At 66.2% G+C, this 24,013-nt stretch carries 22 protein-coding genes; 17 read left to right on the forward strand and 5 right to left on the reverse strand.

Annotated features, from left to right (window positions below):
- The first annotated feature begins 43 nt into the window (after window positions 1-43).
- The 16 genes from CHEID_RS04490 to der all read left to right on the forward strand — a co-directional run bounded on the left by CHEID_RS04490 (window position 44) and on the right by der (window position 17,501).
- Window positions 44-1,006, forward strand: coding sequence for a tetratricopeptide repeat protein (locus CHEID_RS04490; protein ID WP_112769155.1), 963 nt, complete (start codon window positions 44-46; stop codon window positions 1,004-1,006).
- A 69-nt stretch (window positions 1,007-1,075) separates the two neighbouring features.
- Window positions 1,076-2,104: an HAD-IIA family hydrolase gene (locus CHEID_RS04495; protein ID WP_112769156.1), complete on the forward strand. Its 1,029-nt coding sequence runs from the start codon at window positions 1,076-1,078 to the stop codon at window positions 2,102-2,104.
- Window positions 2,101-2,322, forward strand: a complete 222-nt coding sequence (locus CHEID_RS04500; protein ID WP_146743834.1) for a hypothetical protein — start codon at window positions 2,101-2,103, stop codon at window positions 2,320-2,322. The genes CHEID_RS04495 and CHEID_RS04500 overlap by 4 nt, the downstream gene beginning before the upstream one ends.
- A gap of 12 nt (window positions 2,323-2,334) precedes the next feature.
- Window positions 2,335-3,171 (forward strand): TlyA family RNA methyltransferase, encoded by an 837-nt coding sequence (locus CHEID_RS04505; protein WP_112769158.1) that lies wholly within the window; start codon window positions 2,335-2,337, stop codon window positions 3,169-3,171.
- Window positions 3,168-4,112 (forward strand): NAD kinase, encoded by a 945-nt coding sequence (locus CHEID_RS04510; protein WP_112769159.1) that lies wholly within the window; start codon window positions 3,168-3,170, stop codon window positions 4,110-4,112. The genes CHEID_RS04505 and CHEID_RS04510 overlap by 4 nt, the downstream gene beginning before the upstream one ends.
- A gap of 7 nt (window positions 4,113-4,119) precedes the next feature.
- Window positions 4,120-5,838 (forward strand): DNA repair protein RecN, encoded by a 1,719-nt coding sequence (gene recN / locus CHEID_RS04515; RefSeq protein WP_112769160.1) that lies wholly within the window; start codon window positions 4,120-4,122, stop codon window positions 5,836-5,838.
- Window positions 5,839-5,912: 74 nt separating this feature from the next.
- Window positions 5,913-7,103, forward strand: coding sequence for a putative cytokinetic ring protein SteA (gene steA / locus CHEID_RS04520; protein WP_112769161.1), 1,191 nt, complete (start codon window positions 5,913-5,915; stop codon window positions 7,101-7,103).
- Window positions 7,104-7,126: 23 nt separating this feature from the next.
- Window positions 7,127-8,095: a copper transporter gene (locus tag CHEID_RS04525; protein WP_112769162.1), complete on the forward strand. Its 969-nt coding sequence runs from the start codon at window positions 7,127-7,129 to the stop codon at window positions 8,093-8,095.
- Window positions 8,096-8,182: 87 nt separating this feature from the next.
- Entirely contained in the window at window positions 8,183-9,850 is a 1,668-nt protein-coding gene (locus tag CHEID_RS04530) for a CTP synthase (protein WP_112769163.1), read from the forward strand.
- Window positions 9,850-10,506 (forward strand): NUDIX domain-containing protein, encoded by a 657-nt coding sequence (locus tag CHEID_RS04535; RefSeq protein WP_112769164.1) that lies wholly within the window; start codon window positions 9,850-9,852, stop codon window positions 10,504-10,506. The genes CHEID_RS04530 and CHEID_RS04535 overlap by 1 nt, the downstream gene beginning before the upstream one ends.
- Window positions 10,507-10,569: 63 nt before the next feature.
- Entirely contained in the window at window positions 10,570-11,484 is a 915-nt protein-coding gene (locus CHEID_RS04540) for a site-specific tyrosine recombinase XerD (protein ID WP_112769165.1), read from the forward strand.
- Between the two features lie 59 nt (window positions 11,485-11,543).
- Entirely contained in the window at window positions 11,544-12,470 is a 927-nt protein-coding gene (locus CHEID_RS04545; protein ID WP_112769166.1) for a ParA family protein, read from the forward strand.
- Entirely contained in the window at window positions 12,467-13,300 is an 834-nt protein-coding gene (locus CHEID_RS04550; RefSeq protein WP_112769167.1) for a segregation and condensation protein A, read from the forward strand. Before CHEID_RS04545 ends, CHEID_RS04550 begins: the two co-directional genes overlap by 4 nt.
- 96 nt (window positions 13,301-13,396) lie before the next feature.
- Window positions 13,397-14,005, forward strand: a complete 609-nt coding sequence (scpB, locus tag CHEID_RS04555; RefSeq protein WP_112769178.1) for an SMC-Scp complex subunit ScpB — start codon at window positions 13,397-13,399, stop codon at window positions 14,003-14,005.
- A gap of 123 nt (window positions 14,006-14,128) precedes the next feature.
- The gene (locus CHEID_RS04560) at window positions 14,129-15,037 is read left to right on the forward strand and encodes a pseudouridine synthase (RefSeq protein ID WP_112769168.1); all 909 of its coding nucleotides are present in this window, start codon (window positions 14,129-14,131) and stop codon (window positions 15,035-15,037) included.
- A 73-nt stretch (window positions 15,038-15,110) separates the two neighbouring features.
- Entirely contained in the window at window positions 15,111-17,501 is a 2,391-nt protein-coding gene (gene der / locus CHEID_RS04565) for a bifunctional cytidylate kinase/GTPase Der (protein ID WP_112769169.1), read from the forward strand.
- A gap of 38 nt (window positions 17,502-17,539) precedes the next feature.
- Here the strand turns inward: der and CHEID_RS04570 are convergent, their stop codons facing one another.
- Together CHEID_RS04570 and CHEID_RS04575 are read right to left on the reverse strand one after the other, a co-directional pair.
- Window positions 17,540-18,310 (reverse strand): PAQR family membrane homeostasis protein, encoded by a 771-nt coding sequence (locus tag CHEID_RS04570; RefSeq protein WP_112769170.1) that lies wholly within the window; start codon window positions 18,308-18,310, stop codon window positions 17,540-17,542.
- 42 nt (window positions 18,311-18,352) lie between these two features.
- Window positions 18,353-20,101, reverse strand: a complete 1,749-nt coding sequence (locus CHEID_RS04575; RefSeq protein ID WP_273661377.1) for a formate--tetrahydrofolate ligase — start codon at window positions 20,099-20,101, stop codon at window positions 18,353-18,355.
- Window positions 20,102-20,189: 88 nt separating this feature from the next.
- On the opposite strand from CHEID_RS04575, the gene CHEID_RS04580 reads away from it, so the two are divergent.
- Window positions 20,190-20,627, forward strand: coding sequence for a cytochrome c-type biogenesis protein CcmH (locus CHEID_RS04580; protein ID WP_146743835.1), 438 nt, complete (start codon window positions 20,190-20,192; stop codon window positions 20,625-20,627).
- Window positions 20,628-20,714: 87 nt separating this feature from the next.
- On the opposite strand, the gene CHEID_RS04585 is transcribed toward CHEID_RS04580, so the two are convergent.
- The 3 genes from CHEID_RS04585 to CHEID_RS04595 form a co-directional block, all read right to left on the reverse strand.
- Window positions 20,715-20,978 (reverse strand): hypothetical protein, encoded by a 264-nt coding sequence (locus CHEID_RS04585; RefSeq protein ID WP_146743836.1) that lies wholly within the window; start codon window positions 20,976-20,978, stop codon window positions 20,715-20,717.
- 387 nt (window positions 20,979-21,365) lie between these two features.
- Window positions 21,366-22,091 carry a DUF5129 domain-containing protein gene (locus CHEID_RS04590; RefSeq protein ID WP_181645891.1) on the reverse strand — a complete coding sequence of 242 codons (726 nt, stop codon included), beginning with the start codon at window positions 22,089-22,091 and terminating at the stop codon, window positions 21,366-21,368.
- A 172-nt stretch (window positions 22,092-22,263) separates the two neighbouring features.
- On the reverse strand, window positions 22,264-23,883 hold the full coding sequence (locus CHEID_RS04595; protein ID WP_112769174.1) for an aspartate:alanine exchanger family transporter: 1,620 nt from the start codon (window positions 23,881-23,883) through the stop codon (window positions 22,264-22,266).
- Window positions 23,884-24,013 lie beyond the last annotated feature (130 nt).

Raw genomic sequence — 24,013 nt, forward strand, 5'->3', positions numbered from 1 at the left:
CTACAATCGCCGGAGTACTAGCGCATAGTGGAAGGCAATCACGGTGGACTCCCGAAACAGAGGATATGAATCCAGCGAGAACGGGGCATCCCGCGGGAGGCGTGGGGCTCCTCGTAACCACCGGCACACGGGCGAGCGCCGGGGTAGTCGCGACCGGGAGGAACGCGGTATCCGCAGCGGTGGAGGCCGCGACCACCGGGATCGCGACCGCGATTGGCGCGGAGAAGGCCGGGGCGGGGACAAGCCCGCCCGCCCGCGCAACGACCGGAATCAGCGCGATTCCTTTGTCGGGCCTCAACGTCACGGATACCGCGAGGAACGGATCAATCGCCGAGTCAACGAACCCGCGATTCCCGCAGATGTGGACCCACGGGAGCTGGACCCCACCGTCCGGCAGGAGCTGCGCAGCCTTGCCAAGGACAACGCCGACATGACGGCTAAGCACCTTATTATGGCAGCCTCCCTCCTGGACGAAGACCCACAGAAGGCCCTCGCCCACGCCCGTGCCGCCAAGGACCGCGCAGGCCGGGTTCCCGTCGCGCGCGAAACTAATGGCATCGCTGCCTACCACGCCGGCGAGTGGAAGGAAGCTATCGCCGAGCTCCGGGCAGCACGGCGGATGTCCGGCGGCCCGGGCCTGGTGGCTGTACTCGCAGACGCTGAACGCGGGTTGGGCCGTCCGGCTAAGGCGCTGGAGGTGGCGTCCGAAATCGACGGACAAGACCTCGAACCGGAAACCCGGGCGGAATTGGCCATCGTCGTCGCAGGCGCCCATCTCGACCTCCAGCAACCGGACGATGCGGTCCTCGCGCTCGAACCGGAAACGGGCAAAACCGATGCCCCCGAAGTCACCCGAATGCGCCTCATGTACGCCTACGGTGACGTCCTGGAGCACGTCGGCCGCACCGAGGAGGCGGTGGAATGGTTCCGTCGCGCCGCCGAGATGGATACCGAAGAGGTGTTGGACGCCAGCGACCGCATCGCGGCCCTCACCGCCGAGGAGTAGAACTGGATACCTGACCTCGGTTCCCAAAGACTCCGCTGCACTGAGGAGAAAGGCCCCGCTAACAGGACCATGGCACTACACCTGCTAGATCACTACGACGCGATCCTCGCCGACCTGGACGGCACCGTTTTCGAAGGGGGCCGACCCGTCCCCGGGGCCGCAGAGGGCCTGAGCGGCCGGAGGGTGGTGTACGTGACGAACAATGCCTCCCGCTCCCCGGAACAGGTGGCCGAGCACCTCAACCAACTCGGTTTCCCGGCGGACGCCGATAGCGTGCTGACCTCCGCACAGGCCGCGTGCACCCTCGCTTCCCGGGAATTGGAGCAGCGCGGGATTAGCCCGCAGGGGGCAAAGGCCTTCGTGATCGGGGCGGAATCCTTCAAGGAGTTGGCGCGACGGGAGAGCTTCCGCGTCGTCGAATCCGCAGACGACGAACCGGCCATCGTGCTGCAGGGGCACAGCCCCGACAACGACTGGGCCCGGCTGTCCGAGGGGGCACTAGCCATCCGACGGGGTGCCGTGTACGTCGCGAGCAACCTGGACACGACTCTGCCGTCCGAGCGGGGCTTGCTGGTGGGCAATGGTTCCATGGTTGCCGCCGTGTCCACCGCCACCGGGCAGCGCCCTGTCAGCGCCGGGAAGCCGGGGCCCGCGATGTTCCACGTCGCCGCGCAACGCCTGGGCTCCACCCACCCCCTGGTTGTCGGGGACCGGCTAGATACCGACATCGCCGGCGGGAACGCAGCCGGCTTCGACACCCTGTGCACGGTCACGGGGGTATCCGGCCACTGGGACGTGCTCTACTCCAGCGGGCTGAACCGCCCGAACTTCATCGCGGCGAACATGCGCGATCACCTGCCGGGCTGGAGCGCGGCGGTCTCCGAGCACGGGGCGGCCGATGGCACGGACGGGCTGCAGGTGACCGTGAGGGCCGGCGAGGAAGGTCCGGTGGACGTCATGGCCGCTGAGGCCCTGGCCGCAGCGGCACCCCTGGTGTGGAAGCACCTGGACGCTTCCGGTAGCACCGATTCCCGGCCGGAGGTGGCCGTGGTCGGCGGGGATGACCTAGCCCGCCGGGCCGTGGAGGCATGGCGATGACTACCCCGCACGATGAAACCCGCCGCCCGCCCACCCCGGGCGACATGGCCGCGCAAGACCCTGCGCATCACACCGCGCACCCCACCCCGTCCGCGGACCCCGCCGACGTCGGCGCCCGCGTGGCCGAATTGCTGTCGCAAGATGCCGAGGGGTTCCAGGAGGCGGAGTTGCTGGAACGAGCACAGCGCATCGTCGCCGATGCCCTGGAGCGGGGTTAGCGAGGCAGCCCCATGGCAGGACGAAAAGGTGGCGGTCTGCAGCGCCTCGACGCTGAGCTCGTGCGGCGCAAGATTGCCCGCTCCCGCGAGCAGGCACAGGAGATGATTCGGGCCGGGCGGGTGCAGGTCAACGGTATGAAAGCCGAAAAACCGGCCACCGGGGTCAGCGCCGAGGCCTCTATCCGCGTAGCCGAATCGGAGGAGGACCGGTGGGCCTCCCGAGGCGCGCACAAGCTCCTTGGGGCCCTAGCCGCCTTCGAACCCCAGGGGTTCCAGCTCGCGGGCCACTCAGTGCTGGACGCAGGTGCCTCCACTGGGGGGTTCACGGACGTGTGTCTACAGCGCGGCGCGGAACGAGTCTATGCGGTGGATGTGGGCTATGGCCAGCTCGTCTGGCGCCTGCAGCAGGACCCGAGGGTCACCGTGCTGGATCGGACGAACGTCCGGGCTCTGCAGCCGGCGGACGTGGGCAGTGGCGTGGACCGCATGGTCGGCGATCTGTCGTTCATCTCCGTCGCCCTTGTTTTGCCGGCCATTGCTGCTTGCATTCGCCCGGGCGGGCACCTGCTTCCCATGGTGAAACCCCAGTTCGAGGTGGGTAAGGAGCGCCTGGGCCGCGGGGGAGTGGTGCGCAGTCCGGAGCTGCGGGCGGAAGTGACACTCGCGGTTGCCCGGGAGGCGATGAAGTATGGTTTAACAACGAAGGGTGTGGCTGCCTCCCCATTGCCGGGGCCCAGCGGGAATGTCGAGTATTTCCTGTGGTTGGTCAAGGACGGGGCCGAAGCGGCACCCAGCGACGTTCAGTTGGAATCCATGGTTGCCACAGCGGTGAAGGAGGGCCCCCAGTGACCGACGCCCACGACGGCACATCGGCGAAGACCGGCGAGAAACGCGAGGTGCTGTTGGTGGCGCACACCGGGGTCCACGAGAACCTGGGCCTGGCCGCGGAGGCCGCCTCCACCCTGCAAGAAGGCGGGATCAACGTCCGCGTCATGGCGACGGCGGACCCCGCCCCGGTGGCCCGCCACGAGGTGCTGGGGCGCTTCAAGCGCTTCGGTCACACCCGGGAGGCAGCCACGGGCGTGGAGATGGTCCTCGTCCTCGGTGGCGACGGCACCTTCCTCCGCGCCGCAGACATCGCCCACTCCGCGGATGTCCCGGTGCTCGGGATCAACATGGGCCACATCGGATTCCTCGCCGAGTGGGAGCAGGAGTCGCTGCAGGAGGCCATTGACCGGGTCATCAGTCGGGACTACCGCGTGGAGGACCGGATGACCCTCTCCATCACCGTGCGGGATCTCGACGGCCGCGTTCTGGGCACGGGGTGGGCCCTCAATGAGTGCTCGGTGGAGAACCTCAACCGGCAGGGTGTGTTGGACACCATCTTGGAAGTGGATCAACGCCCCGTCAGCTCCTTCGGCTGCGACGGCGTGCTCGTGTCCACCCCCACCGGATCCACGGCCTACGCTTTTTCTGCGGGCGGCCCGGTTTTGTGGCCGGAGCTGGATGCCATCCTCGTGGTTCCCTCCAACGCGCACACCCTATTCTCCCGCCCGTTGGTGGTCTCCCCGGATTCCTCGGTGGCGGTGGAGACGAACCCCACCACATCCCCGGCGACGGCGGTGATGGACGGCTTCCGCCAGATCCACATGCCCCCCGGCGCCCGCGTGGAGATGCGCCGTGGCCCCCAGCCGGTGCGTTGGGTCCGCCTGGATTTTGCGCCCTTTGCCGACCGTTTGGTGCACAAGTTCCGCCTGCCCATCACGGGTTGGCGCGGCCCCCGGCACTAGAGGCAGCATGCTCAACGACATCCACATCCGCAACCTCGGCGTGATCGAGGAGGCCACCGCAGAGTTCTCCACCGGCCTCACGGTTGTCACCGGCGAAACCGGTGCCGGGAAGACGATGGTGGTCACCAGCCTGCGCCTGCTATCCGGGCATCGCGCGGAGGCCTCGCGCGTCCGGGCGGGGGCGGACAAAGCGGTGGTGGAGGGCATCTTCGCCACGACGTCCGCTAAGGTCGCCGATCTGGTGGAGGAGATCGGGGGGTTTATGGACGCCACGGAGGGGGCGCCCGCAGAAGTCATCGCCTCCCGCACAGTCACCGCCGCCGGACGCTCCCGGGCACATCTCGCCGGCAAGGCGGTGGCCGCGGCGGTGCTCGGGCAGTTCGCCGGTCACGTCATCACGATCCATGGGCAAAACGACCAGCTCCGGTTGCTGGATCCCGCCCGCCAGTTGCGGGCCCTCGATACGTACGCCGGACTGCGCGGGGAGGTGGCGTCCTATAGAGAAAAGCGGCGGGTCTGGCAGGAGCTGGACCGGGACCTGCGGCGCCGCACCGAAGCGCGCCGCGAATTGGCGCTGGAGACGGAGACGCTGCAGCGGGCGCTGGAGACCATCGACGAGATCGATCCCCAGCCGGGCGAGGACGAGCAACTCAAGGCGGACATCACCCGGTTGCAGGATGCCGACGAGGAGCGGGCCAGCCTCGGCGCGGCGCTCAGTGCCCTGGACGGGTCTGCGGACGTGGGCGGTGGGGAGCTTGGCGGGGACGCGGCGGATCTCGGGGCGGCCAGCGCCAGCGATCTCATTGGGCAGGCGCAGGCACAACTCACCGGACCGGACCCGAAGGTCCAGGAGCTAGCGCAGCGCCTCGGGGAGGTGGCCGGCCAGATCAGCGACATCGCCATGGAGTTGGGGGAAGTGCTCCTGGATATCCCGGACCCGGACGCGCTGGAGGGCATGCTGCAGCGGCAGGCGGAGCTGCGCGAGCTGCGCAAGTTCGCCGTAGACGTGGACGGCGCTATCCAGTGGCGCGACCGGGCCCGCCAACGGCTCGAACAGATCGACGTCAGTGGAGACGCGCTGGACAGGCTGGCCGAACAGGTCGAGCGAGCCCGGGCGGAGATGATGGACATCGGCAGACGCCTATCCACCCAGCGGGCCAACGCTGCAAAGGCCTTCGCGAAAGACGTGACCCGGGAGATCCGGGGGCTGCACATGTCCGCCGCGGTGGAGGTGGAGATCAACAGCACCGCCGAACCCGGGCCGGAGGGGCTGGATGAGGTGGAATTTCAACTGGTCCAGGGCGGGCACCGGACGGCGCTGGCCGCCAGCGCCTCCGGGGGTGAGCTATCCCGGGTGATGCTGGCGCTGGAGGTAATTATGGCGGGCAGCGGCCGCACCATGGTCTTCGACGAGGTGGACGCCGGGGTGGGCGGTAAAGCCGCCGTAGAGATCGGGCGGCGGCTCGCGGCGCTGGCGACAAAGAACCAGGTGATCGTCGTGACGCACCTGCCGCAAGTTGCGGCCTTCGCCGACGCGCACCTCTACGTTGCCAAGGCCGCCAGCGATGCGACCGTCAGCTCGAGTGTGCGCACCCTCAGCGAAGAGGAGCGGGTGGAGGAGCTGTCCCGGATGCTCGCCGGGCTCGAATCGGATACCGGCCGGGCCCATGCGGAGGAGCTGGTGGCCATGGCCACCGATGCCAAGAGGAGGCTGGACGAGGGCTAAAACCGCGCTACCAGCGGGACGCTGGCCCGACGGATCGGCGCGCCTCACCCACCTGGCGGCCCCTAAGCACCACAATGGTGGCCATGATTTTCTCCCGCTCCGATTTGCCCGGCATCCAGGGTTCCACCCGGAACCTCACCGGACCGAAAAGCATGGCCAAAGCCAAGCTTTCCGACGGGGACATTGTGGTGATCTCGGCTCCCGATCTCAGCCGCTCCATGGCCCAGAAGCTCATCGACTCGGGCGTGGCCGCCGTGGTCAACACCGATCAATTTACTACTGGGCGGATGCCCAACTTCGGGCCCCAAATGCTACTGGACAACGGCGTGACCTTGGTGGAAAACACCGGCCCGGAACTCGCCGCCAAAGCCAAGAGCGGCAAGAAGGTGCGCCTGCACGAGGGCAAGCTCTACTACGGTGAGCGCTCCATCGGGGGCGGGGAAATCCTCGACGAGGAAACCTCCATGCAGCGCTTCGACGATGCGCGCGACGCCCTCGGGGATCACATGGAGGCCCTGTCCGGCAACACCGCCGAGTTCGTCCGCTCCGAAGCCCCGCTGCTCATCGACGGCGTGGGCATCCCGGATGTGGATGTGGACATGGAGGACCGGAAAGTCCTGGTGGTCAGCCCGGATGAGCAGCTCAAGCCGAAGCTACGGGAGCTGCGGTACTTCTTGCGGGAGTACGACCCGGTCATCATCGCGGTGGACTCTGCGGCCGATGAGCTGCTGGCGGCGGGCCACCGACCGAAGCTGATTGTCGGGGATCCGGAGGGCATCGGCACCGAAGCGCTGCGCTCCGGGGCGACGGTCATCCTGCCCGCCGAGCCGGACGGCTTCGCCCACGGCCTGGAGCGGATTCAGGATCTTGGGGTGGGGGCCATGACCTTCCCGGCCGCGACCTCCAACTCGCGGGACTTGGCTTTCTTGCTGGCCCATTATCACGGGGCCTCCATGGTGGTGAACCTGGGGGAGGTGGTGGATATTGACCGGTTGTTCCACGACGCCAATTCACCGGATACCCCCTCCGCCCTGTTGTCCCAGCTCCGCGTGGGACCCCGGTTGGTGGATTCCACGGCAGTCGCCGAGCTCTACCGCGTGCAGAAGGCCGGGGGCGGCTGGCTGTGGGCGCTGCTCGGCATCCTGCTGGCCCTGCTGGCGATCGTCCTCATCGCCGGCCTGTCCGGTGATGGCAGCTTCGTGGAAAACCTCATCAATTCGTGGAACAACCTGGCCATCAGCTTCCAGAACCTGTTCCGAAACTAGGCGGAGAAGGGAGTCCACGGATCATGAGCACTGGCCGTATCATCGCGGGTCTCGGCGCGGGCATCGCCCTAGGGACCCTGTTCGGGTTCTATGCCCTGGCCCCGAATGTCGAGGGTGGCCCCGGCGGGGGTTCCGCCAGCGCGCAGCACCAGTTGGAGCAGGAGCGCAGCGCCAGGCAATCGGCCGAGGCGGATGCCAATACCGCAGATCGAATTATCGATGCCCAGGCCCAAACGCTGCTGGCAGATGACCTTAAGGGCCGAACGGTGGCCCTGGTTGGGATGCCGGGGGCCCCGGCCCAAGCCGTGGACCGGATCGCGGCAATGGTGGGGGATGCCGGCGGGGAGGTGAGTGCCCGCGTGACGCTAACGGAGGAGGCAGTGAACCCGGACAAGGGGGATGAACTGAAATCGTTGGCCGCCAACTCTCTGCCGGCGGGGGCGAAACTCTCTGAGAAGAACCTCAACCCGGGGATGCACACCGGTCAGATCTTGGGGGCCGCCCTGTCCTCCGGGCGCGGGCCGGGTGCGGGCAAGTCGGCTTCGGAATCGGATCGGTCCATTGTGTTCGGCGCACTGCGAAACCAGGGCTTCGTGGACAAGGCGGACCAGCAGGTCAAGCCGGCCGATCTGGCAATCGTGGTTACCGGTTCCGGGGCCCAAAGCACCGCGGGCAAGAAGGAGGAGAACCGGAAAGATGGCGGCCCGGCCGGCGGTGGCTACGCCGCACAGTTCACCGCGGACGTGGCGGCGGGACTGGATAGCACGATGGCCGGCACGGTGCTGGCCGGGGATGCGGGCTCAGCGGCTGACGGCGGGGCCATCGCGATTGTCCGTAAGAGTCCGGAGCTGGTGAAATCGGTGTCTACGGTGGATGATGCGCAGCGGGCGGCGGGGGCCCTCACAGTGATCAAGGCGGCCAAGCAGCAGTTGGAGAAGGCCGCTGGTCAATACGGCTCGGGGCCCGGTGCGACGGCCGCGACCGTCGGGTAACCCGAGGGTGTTATGCTGAAGCCCCGTAGGTATTCACCTGCGGGGTTTTGTTTTTCTGCGGCCCCGCACCACTGACCGGGAGATCATTTGTCTAGCACCCGCGCCGATCGCAAAACCAAGTTCATCTTCGTCACCGGCGGTGTTGCCTCCTCCTTGGGTAAGGGTTTGACCGCCGCCAGTTTGGGGCAGTTGCTCTCCGCGCGTGGGCTGAAGGTGACGATGCAGAAGCTGGATCCATACCTCAACGTCGATCCGGGCACGATGAATCCCTTCGAGCACGGGGAGGTTTTTGTCACTGACGATGGCGCGGAGACTGACCTGGATCTGGGCCACTACGAGCGTTTCTTGGACCGCAATCTGTCCGCGGCAGGGAATGTGACCACCGGCAAGGTCTACTCCAACGTCATTGCCAAGGAGCGGCGGGGGGAGTACCTGGGCAAGACGGTGCAGGTGATCCCGCACATTACGGACGAGATCAAGCGCTCCGTGCTGGCGATGGGCGAGCCGGATTCCGAGGGCAACCGCCCGGATGTGGTGATCTCCGAAATCGGTGGCACGGTGGGGGATATCGAATCGCAGCCCTTCTTGGAGGCAGCCCGTCAGGTCCGCCACGAGGTGGACCGGGAAAACATCGTGTTCATCCACGTCTCCCTGGTGCCCTACCTGGCCCCGTCCGGGGAGTTAAAGACGAAGCCCACCCAGCACTCCGTGGCGGCGCTGCGGAGCATCGGTATCGTGCCGGACGCGGTTGTGCTCCGGGCCGACCGGGATGTGCCACAACCCATGAAGGACAAGATCGCCCTCATGTGTGACGTGGATGAAGAGGGCGTGGTCTCCTGCCCAGATGCCCCCTCCATCTACGACATCCCCAAGGTCCTCTACAACCAACACCTGGACGCGTACGTCATCCGTCGGCTCAACCTGCCGTTCCGGGACGTGGACTGGACCACCTGGGGCGGGTTGCTGGACAGCGTGCACAACCCCACGGGGGAAGTCACCGTTGCCATCGTGGGCAAGTACATCGACTTGCCGGATGCCTACCTCTCGGTCGCCGAGGCCATCCGGGCCGCCGGTTTCGGACGCAAGATCAAGGCGCATGTGCGCTGGATCGCCTCCGATGGAATGGAGGATGCGCAGTATGCCGCTGAACAGCTCGCCGGGGTAGATGCCATCGTGATCCCCGGGGGCTTCGGCATTCGCGGCATCGAGGGCAAGATCGGGGCGCTGAACTACGCCAAGCGCTCCGGGATCCCCGCGCTGGGCATCTGCCTGGGCCTGCAGTGCATGGTCATCGCCGCAGCCCGCGAGGCGGGGTTGGCGGACGCGTCCTCCACGGAATTCGACCCGTCCACCCCGGTGCCCGTCATCTCCACGATGGAGGAGCAGAAGGCGGCAGTGGCGGGGGAGGCCGACCTGGGTGGGTCCATGCGCCTGGGCTCCTATCCGGCAACGTTGGCGGAGGGCTCCGTGGTTGCGGATCTGTATGGTACGACGCAGGTCACCGAGCGTCACCGGCACCGCTATGAAGTGAACAACGAGTACCGGGAGCAGATCAGCGCCGGTAGCGACCTACGCTTCAGCGGGACTTCCCCGGACGGTGGGCTCGTGGAATTCGTGGAGTACGACCGCGCAGACCATCCCTTCTTCGTGGGCACCCAGGCCCACCCGGAGTACAAATCCCGGCCCACCCGTCCGCATCCCCTGTTTGCGGGCCTGGTCGATGCAGCGATCGACCGCGCATCGGAGCAGCGCTGATGCCGAAGTTATACGAGGTAAACTCGTCCGAGATCCTGTTCGACGGTCCCATCTTTGCCGTGCGCCGCGACGAGATCGCAACGGCAACCGGGCAGGCCACGCGAGACATCGTGGAGAACTTCAGCGCGGTGGCCATGGTGCCGGTCCACGAGGGGCGCGTCCTGCTCATTCGGCAGTATCGCCACAGCGTGGGCCGCTACCAGTGGGAGATCCCCGCCGGGCTGCTGGACAAAGTCGACGAGCAACCGTTGGCGGCAGCCCGCCGGGAGCTCGCAGAGGAAGCGGGCGTTGCCGCTGAGACGTGGCACTTGCTGGCGGACGTCGTGACCTCCCCCGGTTTCTCCCAGGAGATGTGCCGGATCTACCTGGCGGAGGGCATCCGGGAGCTCGATGAGGCCGAGGAGGACTCCGAGGTGGACGCTCCCGCCGACGAGGAGGCCGACCTGGAGCGCCGGTGGGTGCCCGTGGAGGAGGCCGTGCGGTGGGTGCAGGAGGGGATCGTGGAGAATGCGATTGCCACGGCAGGATTGCTGCACTTGGCGGTCGGCACGAAGCGAGACGCCAACACCGCCTTTGACTACACCTCTGGCCTGGCGCAGCGACGTTCCGCCAGCGCACAGGCGGCGCCCGGGGCGGATATGAAGGGTCTGCGCTAGGGGGGTCGCGGCGCGGGCGCGGGGTTTGGTGGCGTCCCCAAGAACAAAAACAACGAGGGAAACATGGCCGAGCAGGAAACAGAGAACGCGGGGAACGAGAAGATCGTCGCCGCGTGGCTGCGGTACCTGCGGGTGGAGGTCAACGTCTCCGCCAACACGCTGGAAAACTACCGGCGCGATGTTAACCGCTATCTCCGCTGGCTCGGGCCCCGCCCCCTGGCCGAGGTTCAGACGCGGGAAATCGAGGACTTCATCGCTCACCTCAGCGGGGATCTGAATCTGGCCCGGGCCAGCGTTTCCCGATCCCTCGCCGCGATTCGGGGACTCCACAAGTTCGCGGTGCAAGAGCGGATGCTCCACGCCGATGCCGCCGATGCGGTGACTCGGCCGGCCATGCCCGCGCACATTCCCAAAGCCCTCTCCGTGACCCAGGTGGAACGGCTGCTGGAGGCGTGCCCGAACGGGGAGGGCGCTACCCACATCAACCTCCGGGACCGGGCCATGGTGGAGCTGCTTTACTCTACCGGCGCCCGCATCAGTGAGGTGCTCGGGCTGGACGTGGACGACCTCAACCGGGCCGAACGCTGCGTGCTACTGCGCGGCAAGGGCGGCAAGGAACGAATCGTGCCTCTCGGGGGTCCCGCCCTCCAGGCCGTGGACCAGTATCTGGTTCGCGGCCGGCCCCAGTTGAACACGCGGGGCAACCCGGCGCTATTCCTCAACCGGAGGGGGGCCCGGATGCAGCGGCAATCCGGGTTCAACGTTGTGCGGGACGCGGCCCACCGGGCCCAACTGTCAGAGGTATCACCGCACAGCCTGCGGCATACCTTCGCGACCCACCTGCTGCAGGGCGGCGCGGACGTGCGGGTGGTGCAGGAGCTGCTGGGTCACTCTAATGTGGCGACCACGCAGATTTACACGAAGGTCTCCCCAGAGCTGCTACGGGAGATGTGGGCGCAGGCGCACCCCCGGCGCTGACGGCTGTTAATCTGAAAGTTGTAATTCACCGATCACCAGACAAGGAAAGGGGCTTGACCGTGGCCGAATCCACGTCAGATGCGCCAACGCCACACGGCGGGACGCGGTCTGGCTCCGGCGCTCTGTTCGATAAGCAGGAGTATCAGGTGGGCCTCACCGGCAGACCCGTGCGCCCCATTCCGCAGCCCCAGCCGCTAAATACCCACGGGCCTGCGACCATCGTGGCCATGTGTAACCAGAAGGGTGGGGTGGGAAAAACGACCTCCACCATCAACATGGGTGCGGCCCTTGCGCAATACGGCCGCCGCGTGCTGCTGGTGGACCTGGACCCGCAGGGGGCCCTGTCCGCCGGGTTGGGAATCAGCCACGACGAATTGGACGTCACCGTCCACAACCTCATCGTCGATTCCTCCACCAGCATCCTGGACGCGATCCACGGCACCTCCGTGGACGGGCTGGACGTGGTGCCCGCCAATATCGATCTGTCCGCCGCCGAGATCCAACTGGTCAACGAAGTGGGCCGAGAGCAGGCGCTGGCGCGGGCCCTGCGGCCAGTCATGCGGGATTACGACTTCATCGTCATCGACTGCCAGCCCTCCCTGGGCCTGCTAACCGTCAATGCGTTGTCCTGCGCGGATTCGGTCATCATCCCCGTGGAATCCGAGTACTTCTCGCTGCGCGGGCTGGCCCTACTCATGGACACCGTGGAGAAGGTGCGTGACCGGCTGAACTTCAAGCTGGAGGTGCTGGGGATCCTCGTGACGATGTTTGACCGGCGGACCCTGCACTCCCGGGAGGTCATGGCCAGGCTCGTGGAGGCTTTCGAAGGGAAGGTTTTTGACACAGTGATCACTCGCACTGTGCGGTTCCCGGAGACCTCCGTGGCCGGGGAACCCATTACGACCTGGGCGCCGACGTCCGCCGGGGCGCAGCAGTATCGAGACGTTGCAGCAGAAGTTATCGAGCGGGTAGCCCAGTTACCGTGACCGCCGCGGAACAGCCGGAGATCACGGGCTTCCGCGTAGCCCTGGCTAACTTCGACGGACCCTTTGACCTGCTGCTCCAGCTCATCAGCTCGCGCAAATTGGACATCACCGAGGTGGCGCTGGCGGAGGTGACGGACGAGTTCATCGCCTACACCCGCAGCCTGAGCGTCTCCGTGAAGCACCGGACCGGGCCTGATCAAGCCCGGGCCCTGGACGAAATCACCGAGTTCCTGGTGGTCGCGGCCACCCTCGTGGACCTCAAGGCCGCCCGCCTTATCCCCCGCGGGGAGGTGGAGGACGAAGAGGACCTCGCGTTGCTGGAAAGCCGCGACCTGTTGTTTGCCCGATTGCTCCAGTACCGGGCCTACAAGTCCGTGGCGAACGTCTTCGCCCAGTGGCGCCGGGAGGCCGCGCGACGATTTCCCCCTGGGCTATCCCTGGAGCCCCAACACGCTAACCTGCTGCCACCCGTGCAGCTTGGGCACACACCGCAGAGCTTCGCGGAGCTCGCCGCGTCTGTGTTTCGGCCCCGGCCCACCGAAGTGGACACCGGCCACGTTCACCGGCCCGCCGTCTCCGTGCCCGAACAAGCTGGTCACATCCTCAACACTCTCAAGGTCGCCGGGGAAAACCGCTGGGTCAGCTTCGCTTCCCTTATCAGCGATACCGGGGTGTCCATGATTATCGTCGGCCGCTTCCTCGCGCTCTTGGAGCTCTACAAGGCGCGGGCCATCGGGATCGAACAATCCGAACCCCTGGAGGACATGAGTATCGCGTGGACTGGGCTGGACGTGGACCCTGCTGTCGTCGCCTCCGCAAACTGGAACTAACGGCAACCATCGCTAGGCTGACAGATCATGGACCAGACCACGGACACGACGGACTCATCCGCCCAGCCGGACTCACCGGACTCGGCTGCGGGGAGTATGGGAACCGGCGCGGGTATCACCGCAGGTGCGAGCGCGGGTATCACCGCGGAACAGCCGTTGCCCATGATCTCCGTGGCCCGTAGCAGGATCGAGTCCCTGCTGCTGGTATGCGATGAGCCGGTCCCGCCGGCGCACTTTGCCTCAGCCCTGGACATCACCGCGCAGGAGGCGGAGGACATCCTCCGCGAAATCGCCGAGGAATTCGATGTGCGCGGCTCCGGCCTGGAGGTGCGCGAGCGCGATGGCATGTGGCGGCTCTACACCCGGCAGGCCAACTCCGAGACCGTGGAGGCCCTGCTGCTGGACGGGGCCCAGCAGAAACTGAGCCGCGCGGCCCTGGAAACCCTGGCCGTGGTGGCCTACCGGCAACCCTGCACGAGGTCACAGGTGGCTGCCGTCCGCGGGGTGAACTGTGATGGGGTTATGCGCACCCTCGCGCTACGGGGGCTCATTGCCGAGGACGGCGAGACGGGGGGTGCCCACCTGTACTCCACGACCGATCTGTTCCTCGAGCAGTTAGGCATCGAGTCCCTCGCCGAGCTCCCGGACTTGGCCCCCCTCCTGCCGGAGGTGGAGACCATCGAGGCCGAGGGGGATTGGGGCTAAACCGAGGGGCCCCTGGGTGCGGGTAGGCGTCGGTTAGACTGAGGGAGGCCCCCACTTCAGCTCAGTTGCTGCCCACCAACGATGGGGGATTTCACGCACCCTTGGCCGTAAAGGACGATTCGCATGACCCCCTCCGCTCGCCGCGATGGCACACCGGGACACAACCCATCCAGCCCAACCCATCCCGCTGAGGGGGATGAGGCGCCGCACCTCGGACGGGATGTGGACACCTTCGTGCCCCAGCCCCACCGGGCCCGCCAGCAGCATGTGACGGAAACGGACCGGGCAAAAGAGCCGCAACGTGAGGTCCGTCTGCAGAAAGTGCTGGCCGGCGCCGGGGTGGCCAGTCGCCGGATGAGCGAGAAGCTCATCTCCGCCGGACGGGTGGAGGTCAACGGGGAAGTGGTCACCCAGATGGGTCTGCGGATCGACCCCGAGGTGGACGTGGTGCGCGTGGATGGAGTGCGCATCCAGGTCAACGAGAAGATGGTCTACTTCGTCCTCAACAAGCCCCGGGGTGTGCATTCCACCATGCACGACGAGCTGGGTCGGCCCAGCGTGGGAGACCTGGTGGATCAGAAGTTCACTCAGGGGCAGGGGCTATTCCACGTCGGCCGCCTCGACGCGGCCACCGAGGGCCTGCTGCTGTTGACGAACGACGGTGAGCTGGCCAACCGGCTCATGCACCCGTCCTACGAGGTGACCAAGACCTACATGGCCACGGTGCTGGGGGAAGCGGACCGCAAGTTCATCCAGAAGTGCAAAAACGGCATTCAACTGGACGATGGCCTCGCCAAGGCGGACAGCGTGCAGATCGTGGACGTGTGGCAGGGAAAATCCCTCATCAAGATCACCCTCCACGAGGGCCGGAAGCATATTGTGCGCCGCATGCTCAAAGAAGCCGGCTACCCGGTCCAGGCGCTCGTCCGCACCAAGCTGCACACGGTCCAATTGGGGGAGCAGAAGCCGGGAACCATTCGGGCCCTCAACCGCAGCGAATTGGCCAGTCTGTACAAGGCCGTCGGTCTCTAGCCCACCGCAAGCCCAACCGGCAGGACACTTTGCCGTTTGCCCCCTCCACCCACAAGGAGCTGAAACCCCCCTCATGACGGATTCCACCCCCTCCTCCGCCGCACAACCGGCCGACCCCGCGAACTCGCACCCGGCAGCCCCGAGCCCAGCCGACCATGTCTCCGGCCCGGACATCGGCTCGCTCGACCTCCTGCCCGCTGTCGCCAATACCCCCCAGGGGGGGTTCATCGTCGCGGTGGACGGTCCTAGCGGCACCGGCAAGTCCACCGTGTGCCGCCGGTTGGCCGCCCTGGCCGGGGCGAAGTACTTGGACACCGGGGCCATGTACCGCGTGGCCACCCTGCACGTCCTGCGCCAGGGAATTGACCCCACCGACCCCGAGTCCACCGAGCAGATCATCGCGGCGACCCAAGCCCTGCCGCTCAACATCAATGAAGATCCCGCCAGCACGGAGGTACTGCTCGGCGGGGAGGACGTCTCCGGTGAGATCCGGGGCCCGCGGGTCACGCAGAATGTCTCCGCCGTCTCCACTATTCCTGAAGTCCGCCACAACCTGGTAGTCCTCCAGCGCAGCCTGGCTGAGGGGTCGGGGCGCTGCGTGGTGGAGGGCCGCGACATCGGTACCGTAGTGCTGCCCGAGGCTCCGGTGAAGGTCTTCCTCACCGCCAGCGCGGAAGTTCGGGCTCGGCGCCGCTACGAGCAGGACGTGGCGGCGGGTCGATCCGCCGATTACGACGCCGTCCTCGCCGATGTGCAGCGCCGGGATGAGGCCGATTCGACCCGTTCCGTCTCGCCCCTGCGCCCCGCCGAGGATGCCCAGGTGGTGGACACCGGAGACATGAGCATCGACGAGGTGCTCGAGTTCCTGGCCGGCCTAGCCGTGTCGTCCCAGGTGGAAGCACCAGATTCGGAGTCGGACCCGGAGAAGCCGGTATTCCGCACCACCAGCGGGGAGATCATCGATTTTGATGCTCCCGAGGAACGCGAGGTTCCCGGCGTCCACAAGACAATCGAACCGGAACACACGCTGGACGGCACCTTCGACGCCGACGAGTTCGACCTGCTCACCTCCGACGGGGACAGCACCGACTGGGAGGCCGTGGAAGAGGCGTTCGGGGTCTTCGGTGACGAGGATCTCGACGAGGAGGAACTGTGCACGGTGGCCATTGTCGGCCGCCCCAACGTCGGTAAATCCACACTGGTCAACCGGTTTATCGGACGGCGCGAAGCCGTAGTGGAGGACTTCCCCGGCGTAACCCGCGACCGCATCTCCTACCTGGGGGACTGGGGCGGGCGCCGCTTCTGGGTGCAGGACACCGGCGGCTGGGACCCGGACGCGAAGGGCATGCACGCGGCCATCGCGCGGCAGGCCGAGACCGCCATGGCCACGGCGGACGTCATCGTGTTCGTCGTAGACACGAAGGTTGGCATCACCGCCCCGGATGAGCTCATCGCCCGCCGCCTACAACGCAGCGAGGTGCCCGTGATCCTCGTGGCCAACAAGTTCGACTCGGATTCGCAGTACGGAGACATGGCGGAGTTCTGGTCCCTGGGGCTGGACAACCCCTACCCGGTGTCCGCCCAGCACGGCAGGGGAGCGGCAGACGTCCTGGATTCGGTGCTGGCCGCCTTTCCCGACAAGCCCCGGCAGAGCTCAATCGTCGCCGGTCCGCGCCGGGTGGCCCTGGTGGGGCGGCCCAACGTGGGCAAATCCAGCCTGCTGAACAAGATCACCGGGGAGGAGCGCTCCGTGGTGCACGACGTGGCGGGCACGACGGTGGATCCGGTGGACTCCATCGTGGAGCTGGAGGAACGCACGTGGCGCTTCGTGGATACCGCCGGGATACGGCGCAAGACGAAGACGGCCAGGGGTCACGAGTTCTATGCCTCCCTGCGAACCCGCTCGGCCATCGATGCGGCGGAGGTGGTCATTTTTCTTGTCGACGCCTCCGAACCGATCGCCGAACAAGACCAGCGCGTGCTGCGAATGGTGCTCGATTCCGGACGTGCCCTGGTAGTGGCCTACAACAAGTGGGACCTTGTGGATGAGGACCGGCGGGACCGACTGGAGCGGGAAATCGAGCTGCAGTTGGCGCACGTGCCGTGGGCACGGCGGGTGAACATTTCCGCGAGGACCGGCCGGGCCCTCCAGCGTTTGGAACCCGCGATGTTGGAGGCCCTGGCCAGTTGGGACCAGCGGATCTCCACTGGACAGCTCAACACGTGGTTGCGGGCCGTGATCGCCGAAACGCCTCCGCCGATGCGCGGGGGCCGGTTGCCCAGGGTTCTGTTTGCCACCCAGGCCTCTACGAAGCCGCCGGTGATCGTGCTGTTCACCACGGGCTTTTTGGAGCACGGCTACCGGCGCTTCCTGGAGCGCAAACTGCGCGAATCCTTCGGCTTTGCCGGCTCCCCGGTGCGCATTGCCGTGCGGGTGCGGGAGAAGCGCGGCAAGAAGAGTTAGGCCGCCTGCTCCGCCCGGGGGCCCTGCTGACGGTGGGCCTAGTCCAGTACGACCAACCAGATGGCGATGTGGTGCAATCCAGCGGCGAGGATGGTGGCGGCGTGGAAGAGTTCGTGGAAGCCGAACCAGCGCTCGGAGGGGTTCGGCCACTTCTTGCCGTAGACGATCGCGCCGAGGGAGTAGACCACCCCGCCGAGCAGGATGAGTAGGGAGGGGGCGAGCCCCAGCGCGTGGTAGAAGGCCGCGACACCGAACACTGCCATCCACCCCAAGACCATGTAGACGGTCACGGCTAGCCACCGGGGGTGGGTGATCCAAAAGAGGTTCAGCACCACGGCCCCCGCCGCGGCGAGCCAGCCAACCAAGAGCAGCCAAGACCCGCCCCAGCCCATGAAGCCGCCCAGGGCGTCGATGCCCCCGCGGCGGACAAACCACTGCGCCCCGAAGGCCGCGGCGGTGATGGGGCCATAGGTGGCGACGATGAAGATGGCGATCATTGCGTGGTCGGCGCGGCGCCAATGCTGGATCGTCGATTCCGAGCGCCACGGAACGCGGTGGTATAGCGCGGAGACCGTGAGCATACCCACGAGGCACATGGCGTAGACCGCAGTGGTGAGGGTGAGGAAGAAGGAGCCGGAGTGCGCTGCGGCAACGGCTGTGAGGGCGGTGCTGGACCCCCCGAAGAACCAGGCGGCAGAGGCGTGCAAGCGCCCCCGGAAGTAGGGGCGCGGCCCGCGATCGACGGCGCGCCGTGCCCGCTCCCCGAGATTTCTGCGTTCTGTGTGCAGTTCTGCGGTCTGTGACGACATGAGCCACACTTTACAAGCCCTCCTATGTGCTGCGCCGGTTGCTCAGAACAAACCCGATATCACCCCATCTTCATCGACATCGATTCGCTGCGCAGCCGGGGCCTTGGGCAATCCCGGCATCGTCATGACATCCCCCGTGAGCGCCACGACGAAACCCGCCCCTACGCGCGGGAGGAGCCGACGAACGTGCAGGGTATGGCCCTCGGGCGCGCCCAAGGCCGAGGGGTCCTCGGAGAAGGAGTACTGCGTCTTAGATACGCACACCGGCAGGCGATCCCAGCCGTTATCGGCCAGGAACGCGAGGTCGCGCCGCGCCACTGTGTCCAGTCTCACGTCCGCCGCCCCGTAAATCTCCCGGGCGATCGTGTCCAGAGCGGCCTCGATGCCAAGGGCCGGGTTGTACAGGGGGTGCGAGGAGGCGGGATCGTCGCCGTCCAGGACCTCGCCCACGGCCTGTGCCAGCTCCCGTGCCCCGGCCCCGCCGTTGGCCCACACGGTTGCCTCGGCCATTCGCACGCCGCAGTCCGCAGCCCAGGCCCGCATGGCCTCCCGCTCCTGGGCGGTATCGGAGGTAAACACGTTCAGCGCCACCACGGGCTTCACCCCAAACTTGCGCACCCCACGGATGTGGCGGGTCAGGTTCGACAGCCCCTCCTGCAGCGCCGCCACGTTCTCCCGGTGCAGGTCCTCCCGCGCCACCCCGCCGTTGAACTTCAGCGATCGGATGGTCGCGACCACCACCACAGCGCTGGCCCGCACTCCACCGGCCCGGGCGGCGATGTCAAAGAACTTCTCGGCGCCCAGGTCAGCTCCAAATCCCGCTTCCGTCAGCACCACGTCCGCCAGTTTCTGCGCGGTCGTTGTAGCTATCAGCGAATTGCATCCGTGCGCGATGTTGGCGAAGGGCCCGCCATGGACCAGTGCGGGAGTCCCTCCGAGGGTTTGGACGAGGTTGGGCAGGGTGGCGTCCTTAAGAAGGGCGGCCATGGCCCCCTGCGCTCCCAGATCGTCGGCCGTGATGGGGGAGCGGTCGAACGTCTGCCCGATCACGATGCGCCCCAGGCGTTCGCGCAGGTCCCGGTGGTCTCTGGCGAGGCAGAGGATGGCCATGATCTCGCTGGCGGCGGTTATGTCGAAACCGGACTCGCCCGGCAGTCCCTGGCCGGGACCGCCCAGCCCGGTGACGATGTGCCGGAGGTTGCGATCGTTGACGTCCAGACAGCGCCGCCAAGTGATTCGGCGGGGGTCGATGCCGAGCGCGTTGCCATGGTGGATGTGATTGTCGATGAGCGCCGCGAGGGTGTTGTTAGCCGCCGTGATGGCGTGCATGTCCCCGGTGAAGTGGAGGTTGATATCCTCCATCGGCACGACCTGCGAATAACCGCCGCCCGCCGCTCCGCCCTTCATTCCCAGCACGGGGCCGAGGGAGGGCTCCCGCAGGGTAACGATCGTTCGACGTCCGGCAGCGCGTAGGGCGTCCGCCAGCCCGATGAGAGTGGTCGACTTTCCCTCGCCCGCCGGGGTGGGGGACATGGCGGTGACCAGCACGAGGCGTCCGGTGCCCATCCGGCTCTGCGGCGGGGTGGGGTCAGCGGGGTTGTGATTGGGGACGCCAACACCAGCGCGCTCGAGTACGCCGACATCCACCTTCGCCTTATTCCGCCCGTAGGGGATGAGGGCTTCTGCGGGTATCCCCGCCCGCTCGGCAATGGTTTCCATGGGCTCCACGTGGTGAGCTTGGGCAATCTGGACGTCTGAGGGTTGGGTGTGCGCGGCCGTGGTGGTTGTCATGCCCCCAGCCTAAACCGGGGGCGGGACAGATCAATTTGGGAGTTCTGCGGATTAGCGCTGTGGGGGACGTGTATTTTCGAACTCGAAAATGCCTACGGGAGTAGGCCGACCACCCCGACGCGACGAGGAGAAGCAGACGTTGAAGATTCCGGACAGGATGTCGTGGGCCCGGTTGGGCATCCTCGCGCTCGTTTTCTTTCTTAGCCCGCTGGTCATGAAGGGGATCGACGAAGTTGGCAGTGTCATCAACATCTACGTCGTGTGGCCGACAGTGGGCTTCGGTATCGCCTATTGGCAGGGGCGCCGTGTGGGGATGAGTTGGCTGTGGGTGGTCCTCATTGTCCTCCTGGCGCTCGTCGCAATGTTCACGTGGTACCGGCAGGTGGATATCCCCTTCGCTTTCGGCATCCTCCTGGTCATCATCGGCGGCTGCGTGATCGGCGCGATTATGCGGCGGCGGCATCTGCGCAGAATGGGGTTGGCCCCCGAGCAGAGGGCTCGTCACGCCGCCGTGGACGGCTCCTAGTAGCTGGAGGGAACCTCCGCCCAAATTGCTGCTCGAGGAGCTGGAGGAATCGGAGCTGCTGAACGAACTTATGCTGCCGGAGGAATCCTAAGAATTGGGGGACCTGTCCTTGGCATGCCAGCGTTCGAGGACAGAGAAGGTGACGAAACCACCGAAGGCACCGGATCCCACATGCCAATTCTCGCTACCTAGGCCGGGGGGAACATGCCGGTTCAGCCGGAGGGAGCGCATCCGCTGGGCTACGAGCTGCAGGGCCTCCCAGTACTTTTCGAGAGTCCCCGCGAGAAGGTGCAGGAATATCTCGTCATCGGGGTGGTCGGTCCCGCAGCCAGTCCAACCTGGCCTACACATCGGCTAGATGATGGCGCGCAGGGTGGGAATAGTCGGATACGCGCGCCCTTTCCACATCCGTCCGAAACCCAAAAATTGGCCCCAGGCGCGCATTGGGATTGCCCGTTTCCAAACCAGACAACAGTGCGATCTGGCGTTCGGCCCGATCGGCTACGGTGACGGCGTCATACAATTCTTTGATCTCGCGACGCCTCCGCCGGAGATTTCCGCGAGAGGGCTGGTCGCCCAGCCCCAAGGCGGTGATCGGTAGTAGCCCCAGAAGCCCTGGCCTGGATGTCCTGCCAGCTCTGGTGGTACGCCGGGTCCACGAGGGGCCCGGAGAGAGACCGCAACTGGCTGGTGGCCGTGGGCAGTCTGGGCTCCACTGCGGGGGTTAGAACGCGGAGTTCAGCAACGCTGCTGCGGAGGTTCTCCGGTTTGTCCGCGCCAGAATGTGTGAGCAATCTGACGATCTGGACGACGATGATGATCCACACCAACCCGATGAAAAAGGGGCACCAGGATGAAGAGGCCGACAACCAGACTGAAAAAATGATTGGGTCCGAAGAAGGATGAGCCCTGGTCGCTGGATGGTACAAGGGCCGCCCGGGCGCCGCCCACGAGCCCCTCGACGTAGTTCTGGTCCCTCAGGCAAGGCGTCCCGGCTTCCAGGCTTTCGGTGAGGTGTGCGGAGTTGTTCAGCCCGAGAGCGGAGCAGACGTCCGTACCGCAAAAAATCCCATTGTGTCGAGAGGACGGCTCCAAGGCGATGATGAGGGCACCGCTGGCCCACTTCGTGCTGCTGTTAGTCCCGGCGGCAAAAACACTGGGGTCTAATTGCTGCGCCCAGGATAAGAGGTGGGCCTCTAGTTCCTCCTGGCTCGGCGCTAGAATGACGTAAGTCACGGAGGTCACCGAACTGGGGAAGGATAGCGCAGCCGTTTTATCCACCAGGTCCCAGTAACCCCCGATGCCCAGCGCCAAGGCTTCGTCCTGCACGTGGACGCGCGCGGGGTCGAAGTGGCCGCTCGCCGAGTCTGCGGTGGCCGTAGAGCCCGGGGCTGTCGTCGCGGCGGACGCCGTAGAACCGCCCGGCAGATCGGGCGTGGCACCGTAGAGGACCGGCCCGGCCACGGCTGTCAACAATGCAAAACAAGAACCCAGGGAGACCGCTCTAGTAGTGTGGAACCGACGGCGTTTAGGCTGTGGGGTCTTGGACACAAGGGTTACCCCTAGCGCATCCGGGGTGGTTTCGCCGGTCACATTGGGGCGGCATGAAATATCGGCGAAGGGTTCCTTGGCGCGCCTACATGAGCAGGACGACAAGCGCCTGGCAGAGCAGGATTTTGCCAATCATGGCGATGGGATACACCGTGGCATACCCGCGAGCTGCCAGCTCCGTGCCGGTCTGATTGTTGAGGTATCCCAGCACCGCAGGGTTGGTCGTCATCCCCGCCGCCATACCCATCGACTCATCCCACCGCAGCTTCAAAACAGTCATTCCCACCACACCACAGGCCAGCGCACTGGTGACTGTGATGATGAAGCCCATGGCGATGTACTTCAGCGACGCGGGATCCGTCATGGCATTGCGGAAGCCCGGACCCGCCACTGTTCCCACTCCCGCCAAAAACAGGGCCAGGCCGAACGTCGTGAAGACCCGGTTGGCGTGATAGGGAAGGTGCCACTGAACAGGGCCGGTATGGCTGAAGGCGCCAAAGAGGAGACCCACAACGATGGGACCGCCACCGAACCCCAACGACAAGGAGGTGCCGCCGGGCAACGGGATGGGAATGGCCCCGAGCAGCAAGCCCAGCAGCAGACCGATCGCAAAGGGCAGGAGGTCCACGTTGGCCAGGGAGTTTTCGGAGTCGCCCAGCAGCCGCCGCACCGCCGGAAACTGTTCCTTGGGGGCCACGACCCGCAAGCTATCGGAGAGCTCGAGCATGTCCGATTCGTGGGCTACGACCTCCTCGTCCCCGCGGCGCAGGCGGGCGATGATGAAGCCGTGGGAGATGGGATCGAGGTCCCGGATCGTCCGCCCGGCCACGGCGGGATTGGACACGATGACGCGGCCGTAGCTCATCTCCAACATGTCTACGTCCACGGCGGCGGGGGCACCGAGATGGGAAATGGCCGTATCCAGGTCCGCTTCGGTGCCGTGGATGACCAGCAGCAGCCCGGGAGTGAGCGGCGTGTTGGGGACGGCCAGCTCCTGCGGGGCATGACCGCCGTGCTCGTCGGGCAGGGACATCCGGGTCACGATGATGTCCGCCTGGGCGATGCGCGGAACGTCGCTGATGTGCCCGGAAACCCCCTCGCCGATCTCCACTGTCCGCCACCGAAGGCGGGAGTGAATGAGGCCCTCGCGGGTGGCGTCCTCAATATGATTGACCTTCAGAATTCCCGCCCCGATGGCAGCCACCGCAATCGCCCCCAACACGCCGCCGGGGTAGGCCAGGGAATACCCGACAACCGGGTGGGCAGCTAGATCCGGGTTGGTGCCCTTGATCAGCTCCACGATCGCGGCCATACCGGGGGTAGTGGTCAACGAGCCGGCGAACGTTCCGGAAGCGGTCGTGGGATCCAAACCGAAAAGTTTGGCAAGTCCGGCCGCCAGCGCCATGAGGACCAGCAGCATCACCCCACCGAAGACATTGACCCGCCACCCCTTGGACACGAAGGAGGCGAAGAACTCGCGGCCCGCGGCCAATCCGATGGAGTAAACAAACAGGGCTAATCCCAGTTGATAAATCAATGGTGGGAAGGTGATGTGGGAATCGAGCGCTGAAAGGAGAATGGCCACGAAAAGGATGGCTGCGGCACCCAGGGACATGCCAAAGATGCGCAACCGCCCGATGGCCAGGCCCGCGGCCAGGATGACAACGAGGGCTATGAGGGAGTGGTCTGCAAGAAAGGCGAGCACGTTGTGAGTTTGCCACAGTGTTAACCAGCCCGCCCCCTCCAGCTCAAGGATGTAGTGGTGCGGGGGGGTGACTGGAAAGTGAGGGTTGGTGTACCCCAGGCTGCAATTACGCTGTGAACTTTCCCAGCCG

The organism is Corynebacterium heidelbergense, assembly GCF_028609845.1.
In the GTDB taxonomy this organism is placed as follows: Bacteria; Actinomycetota; Actinomycetes; order Mycobacteriales; family Mycobacteriaceae; genus Corynebacterium; species Corynebacterium heidelbergense.

Bases quoted from the DNA above. Each gene is read 5' to 3' on its own strand.
- steA (WP_112769161.1), top strand. From the start codon at position 5,913: ATGGTGGCCATGATTTTCTCCCGCTCCGATTTGCCCGGCATCCAGGGT.
- CHEID_RS04585 (WP_146743836.1), bottom strand. From the start codon at position 20,978: ATGTGTAGGCCAGGTTGGACTGGCTGCGGGACCGACCACCCCGATGAC.
- CHEID_RS04575 (WP_273661377.1), bottom strand. From the start codon at position 20,101: ATGACAACCACCACGGCCGCGCACACCCAACCCTCAGACGTCCAGATT.
- CHEID_RS04580 (WP_146743835.1), top strand. From the start codon at position 20,190: ATGCCTACGGGAGTAGGCCGACCACCCCGACGCGACGAGGAGAAGCAG.
- scpB (WP_112769178.1), top strand. From the start codon at position 13,397: ATGGGAACCGGCGCGGGTATCACCGCAGGTGCGAGCGCGGGTATCACC.
- CHEID_RS04495 (WP_112769156.1), top strand. From the start codon at position 1,076: ATGGCACTACACCTGCTAGATCACTACGACGCGATCCTCGCCGACCTG.
- CHEID_RS04570 (WP_112769170.1), bottom strand. From the start codon at position 18,310: ATGTCGTCACAGACCGCAGAACTGCACACAGAACGCAGAAATCTCGGG.
- CHEID_RS04535 (WP_112769164.1), top strand. From the start codon at position 9,850: ATGCCGAAGTTATACGAGGTAAACTCGTCCGAGATCCTGTTCGACGGT.
- CHEID_RS04560 (WP_112769168.1), top strand. From the start codon at position 14,129: ATGACCCCCTCCGCTCGCCGCGATGGCACACCGGGACACAACCCATCC.
- CHEID_RS04540 (WP_112769165.1), top strand. From the start codon at position 10,570: ATGGCCGAGCAGGAAACAGAGAACGCGGGGAACGAGAAGATCGTCGCC.
- recN (WP_112769160.1), top strand. From the start codon at position 4,120: ATGCTCAACGACATCCACATCCGCAACCTCGGCGTGATCGAGGAGGCC.
- CHEID_RS04525 (WP_112769162.1), top strand. From the start codon at position 7,127: ATGAGCACTGGCCGTATCATCGCGGGTCTCGGCGCGGGCATCGCCCTA.
- der (WP_112769169.1), top strand. From the start codon at position 15,111: ATGACGGATTCCACCCCCTCCTCCGCCGCACAACCGGCCGACCCCGCG.
- CHEID_RS04505 (WP_112769158.1), top strand. From the start codon at position 2,335: ATGGCAGGACGAAAAGGTGGCGGTCTGCAGCGCCTCGACGCTGAGCTC.
- CHEID_RS04500 (WP_146743834.1), top strand. From the start codon at position 2,101: ATGACTACCCCGCACGATGAAACCCGCCGCCCGCCCACCCCGGGCGAC.